We start from the raw sequence: 13,426 nt of genomic DNA, 5'->3' as shown, positions 1-13,426 counted from the left end.
CAATCCGCAAGCTTCATTTACCCTGCGGTAAACAACCGGGCGAAAAAGCTTCCTTCCCTTGCTGATCATAGCAGCTACAAAACTGTACCAGGTATAATAAAATTAAGCTCCCTGTAAACCTTTGTTGATGAATTATCATCCTTTTAATGTCGCTGCATTGGCAGCATGGAGGCTGCTAAATTATTTCCGGCATATCTGTGATGAGGCAGTTCCCTGTCATCTGGGGAGGTTTGGGTATCCCCAAAAGACATAAAACTGTTGGAGCTATATCTTCGAGCCGGCCCCGGCGCAGAACAACATTTTTTAAGCCCTCGTTGACCAGGATAAACGGAACATGGTTAGTGGTATGAGCCGTATGGGGTTTCCCCTCTTCATCCTGCATCTCCTCCGCATTACCATGGTCGGCTGTAACCAACACTGTGCCTCCTTTTTCAAGTACTGCGCCAATCACCTGACCCAGGCAGTAATCAACAGCTTCAATAGCCTTGACGGTAACTTCAAGAATCCCTGTATGTCCAACCATATCCGCATTAGCATAATTCATGATAATTACCTGACAGTCTCCTGCTGCCAATTTTTCCAGAAAAGCGCTTGTAACTTCGAGAGCGCTCATTTCCGGCTTTAAATCATAGGTTTTCACTTTAGGGGAAGAGATCAGCAAACGATCCTCACCGGGATAGGGTGTTTCCATTCCTCCGTTGAAAAAGAAAGTTACATGAGCATATTTCTCAGTTTCAGCAAGCCTCAACTGCTTTACACCCTGCTTGCTGAGCGTTTCCCCCAGCGTATTCACCAGAAAATGGGGCTCGTAGGCCACCGGCGCATCTATAGTATCATCGTAAAGCGTCATACATGTAAAAAGCAGGTCATTAAGCCTAACCGTCCGGTCAAAACCGTCAAATTCCCGATCAACAAAAGCATGAGAAATTTGCCTGGCCCTATCCGGCCTGAAGTTGTAAAAGATTACCGAATCACCGTCTTTAACCATATTCAAGGTTTGATCTTCTGAATTAATGATTACCGTCGGTTGAACAAATTCATCTGTTTCATTCCGCCGGTATGAATCTATAATGGCCTGGGACGCAGAGGCTGAGCTTAAACCTTCACCTAAAACCATTGCGTCATAAGCTTTTCTTGTTCTCTCCCACCTGCGGTCCCTGTCCATTGCGTAGTAGCGACCCATCATTGTTGCTATTTTTCCAATATTTAATGCCGAAAATTTATCTTCCAATTGTTGAATATATTCCAGGGCATTATCTGGCGGCACATCCCGGCCATCCAGAAAACAGTGGACCCTTACTTTCCGCAGGGAATTATTCTTCGCCAGATCAAGAAGTGCGAAAAGGTGTTTGATGTGACTGTGCACACCTCCGTCAGATAACAGACCCATCAAGTGAAGAGTTGAATTGTTCTTTTTTACATGATCAATTGCAGCCAACAGCTTTTTATTAGTATAAAAAGTCCCTTCCCGAATCTCCTTGTTTATGCGCGTAAATTCCTGATAGACAACCCGGCCCGCGCCTATATTAAGGTGCCCGACTTCGGAGTTGCCCATCTGCCCCTCGGGGAGCCCTACGTCTTCACCGGATGCACTTAATGCGGAAGAAGGAAATTCCTTGAACAGCCGGTCAAGATTCGGAGTTCTTGCGGAAGCAATAGCATTGCCCCTGGTTTTTTTGCTCAGGCCCCAGCCGTCAAGGATTACCAGGGCTAAAGGTGTACTTTTAAGAAGCATTTTTATAACTATTCCAGACTATTGATGAAAAGGCGTTAACCTGCAGGCTGGCTCCTCCAACCAGAGCGCCGTCCACATCAGGCTGAGACATAAGTCCCGCGATATTATCAGGTTTGACACTTCCACCATATAAAATCCTTATTTTTTGCGCTATTTCAGGGCTTGCATCCTGAACCAGGAAACCGCGGATCAGACCATTTACCTGCTGCGCATCCTTTGCCTCGGCGGTAAGTCCCGTACCTATAGCCCAAACCGGTTCGTAGGCAATAATAATCCTGGATAATTCAAGCGGGCTTAAATCAGCTAAAGAGCCGCCAAGTTGTTTCTCAATAATTTGTCCGGTTATTCCGGTTTTCCTTTCCTCCAGAGTCTCTCCAACACAGACAATTGGTGTAAGCCCTGCTTTAAGGGCTGCCTGGATTTTTCTATTAACAAGCTGGTCACTTTCCCCAAAATACTGGCGCCTCTCTGAATGCCCCAATATTACATAACTACAGCCAACTTCTTTTATCATCGGCGGCGCAACCTCTCCAGTATAGGCGCCTTCATCCTCGCAAAACATATTCTGGGCTCCCAGCCTGATCTTACTTCCGTCCAGTTCACGCGCAACACTGTAAAGAGCTACAAAAGGCGGGCAGACGACAACTTCCGCCTTCTCAACTTCCCCCAGCTTCTCCCGTAGTTCCTTAACAAAATTAGCTGCCTCTACAGGAGTTTTATACATTTTCCAGTTACCTGCTATTAAAGGTGTTCGCATTTTTTATCCTTTCCGATCGTCCAACAAAGCGGCTACACCCGGAAGAACCTTCCCCTCAATAAACTCAAGTGAGGCTCCCCCACCAGTTGAAATATGGGTCATCCTATCCGCCACACCTGCTTTCTCTACTGCTGACGCTGTATCTCCCCCTCCGACAACAGTTACAGCGCCGCTTTCCGCCAAAGCCCGGGCTAACGAAAAAGTGCCCTTAGAAAACGGGGCCATTTCAAAAACACCCATTGGCCCGTTCCATATCACTGTTTTTGCCATTCTCACTGATCGGCTAAATACTTCTATTGTTTCCGGCCCTATATCCAAGGCCATCCAATCTTCCGGAACCTCTTTTACAGAGACAACTTTCTTTTCCGAACCGGGTTCAGCAGCGGGCGTAACCACCAAATCTACCGGCAGCATAAGATTAAGTCCTCGATCTTTTATTTTCGCGGCAAGCTCTCCGGCAAAATCAACCTTATCGGCTTCAATCAAAGACTTGCCCATTTCGTAACCGGCTGCCCGCAAAAAAGTATTGGCCATTCCTCCACCGATAATAAGGTCATCAACTTTTTCCAGAAGATTGTTGATAATCCCTATTTTGTCCGATATTTTTGCTCCACCCAGGATGATAAAGAAAGGATGTTCCGGCTGCATTATTGTTTTACCCAGCATAGTAATTTCTTTTTGCATTAAAAATCCGGCTACAGCCGGCAGGAAATGCGCCACACCCTCGGTCGAAGCATGTGCGCGGTGCGCTGTCCCGAAAGCGTCGTTTACATATATATCCGCTAACTCGGCCAGGCTGCGGGCGAATTTTTCATCATTTTTTTCTTCTCCGGGATAAAAGCGTACATTCTCCAAAAGAAGCACATCACCAGGCTGCATCTTTGAAATGACAGCTTTTGGTTCCTCACCAACGCAATCGTTCACTTTTTGTACAGGCCTTCCGATCAGCTCTTGAAGCCGGTTAGCTACCGGATTAAGACGGTATCGTTCATCATACTTACCCTTGGGACGCCCCAGGTGTGAAACGATAATTACTTTAGCCTGTTTCTCAATTAGATAAGCCAGTGTCGGCAGAGATGCAATAATGCGTGTATCGTCTGACACTTCCCTTTCATCGTTCAAAGGCACATTAAAATCTACACGCAACAATACCCTTTTACCGGTTACATCCATCTCCGAGACAGATTTTTTATTCATTTCTATCCCCTAGTTCTTTACATTTTTTTGCTTTATAGCCCTTTTTGGGCCATATACTTGGCCAGGTCAATAACACGGTTGGCATAACCCCATTCATTGTCGTACCAGGCTACTACTTTGACAAGATTTTCTCCAATAACCATAGTTGAGGGTCCGTCAACAATTGAAGAGTGAGGATCTCCATTAAAATCACAAGAAACCAGCGGGAGATCACTAAAAGCAATGATTCCCCTTAATTCATTTTCTGATGCTTCTTTTAGTTCAAAATTAATATCGTCTATACTGGCAGGTTTATTAACCTGGGCAACAAGATCCACCACACTTACATCAGGTGTGGGCACACGCAAGGAAAGGCCGTTCAGCCTGCCTTCCAGTTCAGGCAGAACAAGATTAATAGCTTTTGCCGCTCCTGTAGTAGTAGGAATGATTGACATTGCCGCCGCTCTTGACCTGCGTAAATCCTTGTGCCGGGAATCCAGAAGTTTCTGGTCATTTGTATAAGCATGTATAGTTGTCATTAAACCGCTTAAAATTTCATACTTTCTATGCAATACTTTGACAATTGGGGCCAGACAGTTAGTTGTACAGGAACCGCAGGAAACAACATGATGGCTTTCCGGATTATACTTATCATCATTTACTCCCATTACGATGGTAATATCTTCGTTTTTCGCAGGAGCAGTAATAATAACCTTTTTTGCCCCCTGTTTGATATGCATTCCGGCTGCCTTTCCATCATTAAACTTACCGGTGGATTCAATCACTATATCAACACCCTGTTTCCCCCATGGTAATTCATTAGGATCCTTTTCTGAAACCACAGCTATTTTTCTATCGTCAATTATAAATCCCCCGTCAGAAGCAGTAACTTTATTTGCCAGTCTGCCGTGTACTGAATCGTACATTAAAAGGTGGGCCAACGTAGCCGCATCCCCATTACTATTCACGACAACTATTTCCAATTCAGGATCCATCAACGCCACGCGAAAAACACAACGGCCTACCCGGCCGAATCCATTAATACCAAATCTGATTGTCATTTTTCCACACCACTCCCTTAATAGTATGTCTTATATAACAATATTTTATTGATTATGATATATTATTTCTATTCGCTACCCGCTAATAATTTTCCTCTTTTTTAAAAAAATAAAAAAGGAACCTCACTATGTTAGTTCGTCCCCTTTTTAGATAAATTTAATTAAACCTATTTGGGTGTCTAATACCTGATTCTTTGACGGGCGGGTGGTATCCCAATTTCACCGCGATATTTTGCAATTGTCCGGCGTGAAATTTTGATCCCGCGTTCAGCAAATATGCCGGCAACCTCCTGATCGTTTAAAGGCTTTACAGGATTCTCCCGGGCCACAAGTTTACGAAGGCTTTCCTTGATGGCCGCCGCAGAAGTTTCTTTATCGCTCCCGCAGTTTAATCCTGCAGAAAAAAAAGATCTCATTGGAAACATACCCTGAGGTGTTTGAACATATTTGTTGGAAGTTGCCCTGCTGACGGTAGATTCATGCAGCCCGACAATTTTAGCTACTTGTTTTAAGTTCAAAGGTTTCAGGTGTTCACATCCGTATTTTAAAAAATCCTGTTGTAAAGCAATCAGGCAGTTTGCTATTTTTGACAAGGTATTTCTGCGCTGTTCAACACTTTTAATCAGCCAAACAGCGGCATTTAATTTAACCCCTAAAAATTGCCGGACCTTTGAATCTGCTTCCTTTTCCCATATCGACCTGTAATATGAGTTAATTTTTAAGTTTATGCAGTCATTTACGGTTATTGTAAAATTCTGTCCCGCTTTTTCTATAACTAGATCAGGAATAACATATTTTACACAGTCGCCGGAACTGTAATTACAGCCAGGTTTGGGATCCAGGGTTTTAATAAAACGTGCAATATCTTGGATATCTTCAAAGCTAACACAAAGCTGATGCGCAACCGATGACAGCTTGCCTTTGGCCAACTCGGGCAGATGGCGCAGAATAACGTTTTCCAATAATTTATCCTTAATATTCAACTGGTTAACCTGTATTAAAAGACACTCCTGCAGATTACGAGCGCCTATCCCCGGCGGATCGAAGTTTTGAATGATTTTAAGGGTCTCTTCTACATCCTCGCGAGTCGCTTTTAAAGAGACGGCAACCTCATCTACTGACACATGCAAATACCCATTCTCATCCAAATTTCCGATTAGATACCGCCCTATCAGCCTTTGCCTGGTATTATTTATGACAAGGTTCAATTGGTCACAAAGAAATTCCGTTAAACCGAACTCCTGCCTGACGTAGTTTTCGTAGTCTGAATTATCCTGATCAGTTTCTTTTTCCGGTTCCAAGAAACCGAGGTCACTGCTGTCCTGGAAGTAGTCCTGCCATCCAGGATCAAACATATTTTCATTCTCCCCTGAACCGGTTTCCACAGCCAACGATCCACTATCCTGCTGATCGCTTTCTTCTTCAAGTTCCAACATTGGATTTTCTTGGAGTTGCTGCCCAAGATAACTATTTAAGTCCAATGTAGGAAACTGCAAAATCATAATAGCCTGCCTGAGACCCGGAGTGATCATCATTTTTTGAGTTTGTTCCATTTTAATGGTATTCCCGGCAGCCATTTCAAACACCTCTATCGGGGGACCTTCCCTTTCAAAGAGACCAAATCCTGGTTCTGCAGATACTGCTGCGCAATCTCTTCTATTTTTTCAAGCCGGTATCTTACACCGGACTTACTGATTTTAGGCTCGATAAGTTCCCCCAGTTCCCTAAGACTGGCATCAGGATAAGCCAACCGTGCTGACGCTATCTGCCTGAGGAGAAGAGGCAACTTGCCAATTCCCAAAGTTGAGGATATAAATTTGATAGTTTCAAGTTGGTTTAAGGAGGCATTTACGGTTTTGCTTAAATTAGCTGTTTCACAATTTACAAGTCTGTTAACCTGATTGCGCATCCCTTTGTATACCCGTATGTTTTCCATGTTCAAAAGGGCTGTATGCGCTCCGATAATATTTAAATAATCAGCAATCTGCCCGCCTTCCTTAAGATAGGCGACAAAGCCGTTTTTGCGGGCGATCAGTCCCGGATGAAGGTTGAATCTCTGCAACAGGCGGCAAATATCTTTCCCATAATTCTCACTCGAACTGATAATCTCCAGGTGGTAATTACTTGAAGGATTATTTATAGAACCGCTGCCCAAAAATAAACCACGCAGGTAAGCCCTGCGGCAGCATTCCTTACGAACCAGCCAGCCGGGTATCTCTTCTTTGAACTGACTTTTATTATCCAACATCCCAAGCCTTTCCAGTACCCTTGAAGCATCCGCAGGCGAAGAAACCCTGACGATATAGATATTGTTTTTACGCAGTCTCCTTCTTCTTTTAACTTGTATATGCGCATATATTTGAAAATTTTCTTTTAATAATAAAAAATTTTTCCGGGCTAAAGCTGCGCTTTCAGAGTTAATACTTAAAACAACTTGATTATCCTTAACTGGCAGAATACTTCCGTTTGTCTTGATAAGAGCCGCAAGTTCGGCTTCCCTGCAACATTCGTTATTTCCCATTACCCGTGCCAACTCATCTTTTGTAACAATGGAAAAAGACATTTACTGTACCACCAAAAAACATATTTTTCCATAAGCCAGCCGGCTGACCTGGAAATTAACTTAAGTCCGGATATTTCTAAGCTCATTAATAAACTTTCTTAAATTATAATCTCCTCTGATTCTTATCCGCTTTATCGCGTAAGGGTCGCTTTCAGGAGTAGCCCAACCCTGTTTGGTCGTTACAGCGATAGTATATCCGCTTTCCTTTACAATTTCCTCAAGTTGGTTGTTGTAATGTCCGTAGGGATATGCAAAAGCCTCTATAGAAGTTCCTAATTGTTTCTCGAGAACCAACTTGCAATTTTCAATTTCATACCTTGCTTCCGGTAATGTTATATCTGTTAATGAAACATGATTCAGGGTGTGAGCTCCAATTGTTATACCATAATCTGACATTTGGTTGATCTCGTTCCATCCAAGCAATTGGTTGACCGGCTGTAATTCTTTCGCCGCGTCAAAATCATTTGTTTTCCCAATATAGTCTGCAACTACAAAAACTGTAGCAGTAAATCCATACTTCTTTAGGACCGGAAAAGCATATTTATAGTTGTCAAGGTATCCGTCATCAAAGGTTATGACAATTGATTTCGGGGGCAGGGTTTTGTCTGCCTTTATGAAATCTGCAAGTTCAATCAATTTAACAGTATGATAACCGTTTTTAGCCAGGTATTGCATTTGGAGGTTAAACCTCGCCGGTGTTACCCTCATTCCAAGTCCGCCGCTTTTGGGATCGGGAGAAACCTTATGGTACATCAGCACGGGAATCTGACTGGCGTTAGCATCTCCGCGTTCGGCTCAGAATATATATAGATGGGCAATATTTCCCACACATACCGAATAGCAAACCAGGCAGCGCCCAATAGAACTATAACTATAAGAGCTGTCCTTATCAATCTCATTTTTCTGTTCCCCCAAAAATCGTTAAGCCATGTTATAAATCTGGATGTTTAATATCTCTATGTCTTATAGAAACCCGGTAGTTTTCTTCCTTCAGGCGCCGTTCCAGGTTATTAGCTATAGCAACGGAACGGTGCCGTCCGCCTGTACAACCGATAGCAATGGTTAGGATCGACTTCCCCTCCTTTATATATTCCGGCACTAAAAAGTCGATCAAGATCAGAAATTTTTTCATGAATTCATCAGTAACCGCAGAGCCGTAGACATATTTTTCAACCTCAGCTTCATTGCCGGTCAATAAGCGGAGCTCCGGAACATAATGTGGATTTGGAAGAAAGCGTACGTCAAAAACGAGGTCGCTGTCCAGGGGTATTCCGTACTTGTAACCAAATGAAATTATCGAAACTCTAAATTGTGGTAAATCTACCCTTGAAGAAAACAACTCGCTTACTTCGGCTTTGAGCTGAGCATTGGTAAGTTCCGATGTGTCTATTACTTTATTTGCACGCCCCCGAAGTTCTTGCAGGTAAGCCCTTTCTTCCTGAATGCACTTTAATATTTCGCCGTGCTCGCTTAAAGGGTGGCTGCGTCTGGATTCCTTAAAACGCCGGACAAGGCATTCGTCAGATGCCTCGAGAAAAAGTATTTCATATTGATAAGTGCCTTTTTGTTTTAATTCACCAAGCACTTCGAATAAATTATCAAAAAATATACCCCCGCGTATATCTACAACCAATGACAGCCTGTCTATGGAATTCGTCTGGCTGCACAGATCAGTAAACTTGGGGATTAAGGCGGGAGGAAGGTTATCCACACAAAAAAAACCAAGGTCCTCCAGGCGCCGCAATGCCTGGGTCTTACCAGCCCCAGACAAGCCCGTGACAATTAATAGTCTTGGCAGTAATTTTTTGGTGTCAGACTCCACCGTCATATGTAAGAATCCTTCTCTTTCTATTTGGATCAAATCCGGATTATCCGGCTCAGCAAATCTATCCTGGAAATTAACTTATGGTCACTGACTGGCCAGGGCTCCCTTTAAACGATCAATGACTTTTACGGGACCAGGGTCAATTCCGTAAAGCAGAGCAAGGTAAATACTGGTATAATCCCCTGTATAGATTAAGGAATACATCCGGGAGAGGATTGTATCACCGGCAGAATGGATTTGCGCAACACCGGCTACTTTTTCTCCTACTTCCTGATGTGTGATTTCCATCCTTTTTTGCACCCTGTCATGATCATCCTTGCTTCGAAGAATTATTAAAAAGAGGTTTTTCAATATCTCTGCAGGTGATTCAAAGCCGACTATTTCGTTGTGATTTAGTTCCGGAAAAACGTTCCAATAAGCAGGTGTCTTTGTGTTTTCATTAAATTGGCCTTTCCAACGCTGGGCGACAACTTCGGTCGTTCCGGATGAACCCCAGATTACCGGAATATGCCCGTAAAGCCTCGTGGCCAGCTGTTTGGACAGGTTGCCAGATAATTCAACTTGAGGACCTAATTGCTCACGTAATAACTTTAGCTGTTGAACAAGTTCGGCCACTTCTTCAGAGATGCCTGTAACAAAACCCATCCTCTCAAGTATCGCCAGCATAGGTATAAACAAGTAACCCGTTGCGGCACGCGGGGAAATGCCTCCAGGAACGGTAACTACCGGCGCCTTGTCTGCCTGGGCCATATTCTTTAGTTTCCCCCCGGTAGTTAAAACAATTATGGGAACTTTTTTTTCATTCGCTATTTCATAAGCGCTAAGGGTTTCTTCAGTATTCCCTGAATAGCTGACCGCAAAAACAAGAGTTTGTTGATCAACAAACAGAGGAAGTGAATAATGACGGTTGACTAACACCGGAACAGCCACCCTGTCCGTTGAAAAAACCCTTAAAAGGTCTCCTCCGATAGCGGAACCTCCCAGACCGGTCACGACAATTTTGTTAACTTTTACCTTATCAGGCAGGTCAACATGTTTACCGATTTCCCACGCTTCATGGCATTGATCAGGCAAATTCCATAACGCCGCAAGCATGTTCTGCGTGTCAATCCTTTTGATCACTTCCGGATTATCTAAGATATCCCACAAGTTTTAAGTACCCCCTTTTTTGGTTTATTACCCGTTTGGCTAAAGAGAACTTCCCCTGATTTTCTCTGCACAAAACTATCTTGAAAGGTCAACTGTCTACGTGCTCATTTTAGCCATCAAAAATAATTTAAATAATTCTCTTTATAAACGCTAATACCTGCAGGGAAAAATAAATCCTTAAAAAGGTGTCAAATGCGCAGTTACAAGTTGTTTATTAACGGTTTGCCTGAAGGGCACAAGCAATTGCGCCGAGTAAACCTGACCTGTCGCCAAGCGTAGCGGGAAATACTTTAAGATTATTTATATTTGATCTAATAACTCTTCTTTTTAACTCATCATTCATTGCCTGCCACAGCGGAGGCCCTGCTTTCATAGCCCCCCCACCTAAAAGAATCAGGGAAGGATTGAGCAGATTTACAACATACGAAAAACCAAGACCTAAAGCCCTGCCGGTTTTATTCAGAATCCCGAGCGCCTCCTGATCACCGGAAGCAGCAGCCCGTGAAACTGCCTCGGCAGTTATTCCTTCCATAAAACCCCCAGCCTCTTTTAGGATGTCCGTTCCTTTGCCCTGTTGGGCAAGTTCCTTTGCAAAGCGGGCTATGGCAGTCCCCGAGGCTATTGTTTCCAGACAACCCCTATTCCCGCAACTGCATATTAAGCCGTCCGGTTCAAGCGTTAGATGGCCTATTTCTCCTGCGCTGTAATCAGCTCCCTGGTAGAGCTCACCGTTCAAAATTAATCCACAGCCGATACCCGTACTGACAGTGATGTAAATTAAATTAGAAGTCCCTCCGTAATCCCCAAAACAATATTCCCCCAGAGCAGCCAGATTGGCGTCGTTACCAACTGTTACGTTAACCTGTAACACCTCTTCTAAGAGCGCTTTAAGAGGAATATCCCGCCAGCCAAGATTTGGCGCCTGATAAACAAAGCCGCGCTGTGGGTCCAGCGGCCCTGGCGCGCCGATTCCGAGATAGGCGGGGATTTCAGAAAGCCCCGCTTTTTTTGATACCTGTCTAACCGTTGCCACAACCTTGTTCAGTACAAAATCTATCCCTTTACCGGCTTCGGTTGGCGTCTTGGTTTCAGCTAAAATACGGCCCTTTGAATCGGCAACAGCCGTATATATTTTTGTTCCCCCGAGATCAACCCCGGTTACATATTTTTCTTTCATTCTTATTTAAATCTTTCCTTTTCATACTTTTTTATTTTGTACTTTAAGAAAAATGTTCATTAGGGCGGCCAACTGCCTACGTGCTCATGTTAGCCTCTTATACTAATGAAAAAAATTATATACTTCCTGAGCCGCCTGCAAATTCATGCAGGGAACTTCCGTTAAATCATCAAGGGTTGCCTTGCTGATCGCTTCTAAAGAAGGAAATGCTGTAAGAAGCGCCCGCTGACGCACTTTGCCGATGCCTTTTATCTCGTTGAGGACTGAGGAAAGACTATTGGATGCATGCAGCTTTCTGTGATAAGCAAGGGCAAAACGGTGGGCTTCATCCCTTAATCTCTGCACAAGCTGCAAAGCAGGTGAATTGGAAGGCAAACGAAGAGGTTCATCCCTCTCTTCAAGATAAATAACTTCTTCTCCTTTGGCTATACTGCAAGCCGGGATATAATCGAAGCCCGTCTGTCTCATCACCTGCCGGACGCAGGAAAGCTGCCCGGCGCCACCGTCAATAATGATCAGATCCGGCAAACGGTGAAATCCGGCTTTCTTTGTCGAGAGACGGCCGCTGTTAATCAACTCTTTTTCTTCACGGGCTCGCATAAACCGTCTCGTTAATGTTTCCTGCAAACAGGCGTAATCATTTGGCCCCTCTACCGTCCGGATTTTAAATCTCCGGTAATTGTCCGGCGATATTCTTCCCTGATCAAAAACAGCCATTGAAGCAACATTTTCAGAACCCTGGTTATTTGAAATATCATAACATTCCAGGCGCGCGAGAGTTTTTTGAAGGCCCAGTTCCCTCCTAAGTTCTTCCAGGGCCTGATCGTCAAGCTGTTTTTTTTGCATTGTTATTTCTGCTTCCCGCAATGCCAGTAAGGCATTTTTTTCAACCATTTCAATTAACCGTTTGTTTTCCCCGCGACGGGGAGTATATATATTGACCTTCCCGCCTCTTTTACAGGAAAGCCAGTCTGCAATAACTTTTTTTTCTTCTTCCATAACACAGGACAGTAGAATCTTTTCCGGGACGAAATCAACATTAATGTAATACTGCTTGATAAACGCGGTAACTATTTCAGCGCTGGCTATATCTTCAGTATTCCTGAGCAAAAAATGCTCCCTGCCGACAAGTTTGCCGGAACGCATGTAGAAAACCATTGCACAGCATAGCCCCTGCCCGGCAGCGGCAGCGACAATATCCAAATTGCCGGGATTCTTGAGGATTACTTTTTGTTTCTCAATCACCAGTTCGATCGATTTAATCTGATCACGGAACCTGGCCGCCTTTTCAAAATCCAGTTTTCTTGACGCCTCATCCATTCTTAGAGAAATTCTTTTGACCACATCTTCCTGACGGCCCTCCATAAACAGGCAGACCTCCTGAATCATGGTCATATATTCCGCCTGTGTAACAAGGCCGGAACATGGGGCCAGGCATTGATTCAGATGGTGGTTGAGACAAGGCCTGTTTGTTCTGGAAGCTTTTCCAAAACCACTGTCAACTTCTGTTATTTCCTGATTGCAGGTTCGAAATTTAAAGAGCTTTCTGAGCAGGTTCAGAGTATCCTGAATTGCTCCGACCTGGGTATAGGGACCGAAATAAACAGATCCATCCCGCACAAAGTTTCTCGTAACCTGAATCCGGGGGAAATCTTCTTTCAGGGATATTTTGAGATAGGGATAACTTTTATCGTCTTTCAAAAGGATATTGTAGCGGGGACGGTGCTCCTTGATCAGGTTCGACTCCAGGATAAGGGCTTCAACTTCATTGTCGGTTACTATGTATTCAAAATCCACCGCCCGTTCAACCAAAGAACGTACTTTGGGGGAATGACCGGCTCCGGCATGGCAATATGAACGAACGCGGTTCTTCAGGGATACAGCCTTACCCACATAGATTATATCCCCCCCGTTATCTTTAAAAAAATAAACACCGGGCGCACTGGGCAGCCTGCCGAATTTTTCCTCTAACATTAAACCCTC

At 44.0% G+C, this 13,426-nt stretch carries 11 protein-coding genes; all 11 read right to left on the bottom strand.

Annotated features, from left to right (window positions below):
• Positions 1-175 precede the first annotated feature (175 nt).
• The 11 genes from DEH07_05555 to DEH07_05505 all read right to left on the bottom strand — a co-directional run bounded on the left by DEH07_05555 (position 176) and on the right by DEH07_05505 (position 13,417).
• A complete protein-coding gene (locus DEH07_05555) occupies positions 176-1,735 on the bottom strand; it encodes a 2,3-bisphosphoglycerate-independent phosphoglycerate mutase (protein ID HBY04005.1) in 1,560 nt (519 codons plus the stop codon).
• Entirely contained in the window at positions 1,725-2,492 is a 768-nt protein-coding gene (locus DEH07_05550; GenBank protein ID HBY04004.1) for a triose-phosphate isomerase, read from the bottom strand. The genes DEH07_05555 and DEH07_05550 overlap by 11 nt, the downstream gene beginning before the upstream one ends.
• A 3-nt stretch (positions 2,493-2,495) precedes the next feature.
• Positions 2,496-3,689, bottom strand: a complete 1,194-nt coding sequence (pgk, locus tag DEH07_05545; protein ID HBY04003.1) for a phosphoglycerate kinase — start codon at positions 3,687-3,689, stop codon at positions 2,496-2,498.
• 32 nt (positions 3,690-3,721) lie between these two features.
• Positions 3,722-4,729, bottom strand: a complete 1,008-nt coding sequence (gap, locus tag DEH07_05540; protein HBY04002.1) for a type I glyceraldehyde-3-phosphate dehydrogenase — start codon at positions 4,727-4,729, stop codon at positions 3,722-3,724.
• A gap of 179 nt (positions 4,730-4,908) precedes the next feature.
• A complete protein-coding gene (gene rpoN / locus DEH07_05535) occupies positions 4,909-6,306 on the bottom strand; it encodes an RNA polymerase sigma-54 factor (GenBank protein HBY04001.1) in 1,398 nt (465 codons plus the stop codon).
• Between the two features lie 11 nt (positions 6,307-6,317).
• Positions 6,318-7,292 (bottom strand): DNA-binding protein WhiA, encoded by a 975-nt coding sequence (whiA, locus tag DEH07_05530; protein ID HBY04000.1) that lies wholly within the window; start codon positions 7,290-7,292, stop codon positions 6,318-6,320.
• A 60-nt stretch (positions 7,293-7,352) separates the two neighbouring features.
• Positions 7,353-8,045: a polysaccharide deacetylase gene (locus DEH07_05525; protein ID HBY03999.1), complete on the bottom strand. Its 693-nt coding sequence runs from the start codon at positions 8,043-8,045 to the stop codon at positions 7,353-7,355.
• A 178-nt stretch (positions 8,046-8,223) separates the two neighbouring features.
• Complete coding sequence (locus DEH07_05520) at positions 8,224-9,120, bottom strand: RNase adapter RapZ (GenBank protein HBY03998.1); 897 nt, start codon at positions 9,118-9,120, stop codon at positions 8,224-8,226.
• Between the two features lie 81 nt (positions 9,121-9,201).
• Positions 9,202-10,257, bottom strand: a complete 1,056-nt coding sequence (locus DEH07_05515; GenBank protein ID HBY03997.1) for a bifunctional phosphoglucose/phosphomannose isomerase — start codon at positions 10,255-10,257, stop codon at positions 9,202-9,204.
• Between the two features lie 223 nt (positions 10,258-10,480).
• Positions 10,481-11,443 carry a transcriptional regulator gene (locus DEH07_05510; protein HBY03996.1) on the bottom strand — a complete coding sequence of 321 codons (963 nt, stop codon included), beginning with the start codon at positions 11,441-11,443 and terminating at the stop codon, positions 10,481-10,483.
• A 102-nt stretch (positions 11,444-11,545) separates the two neighbouring features.
• Positions 11,546-13,417 carry an excinuclease ABC subunit C gene (locus DEH07_05505; protein HBY03995.1) on the bottom strand — a complete coding sequence of 624 codons (1,872 nt, stop codon included), beginning with the start codon at positions 13,415-13,417 and terminating at the stop codon, positions 11,546-11,548.
• Between the last annotated feature and the right edge of the window lie 9 nt (positions 13,418-13,426).

The organism is Desulfotomaculum sp. (assembly GCA_003513005.1).
In the GTDB taxonomy this organism is placed as follows: domain Bacteria; phylum Bacillota; class Desulfotomaculia; order Desulfotomaculales; family Nap2-2B; genus 46-80.
This window is presented reverse-complemented; position numbering and strand designations above follow the sequence as displayed.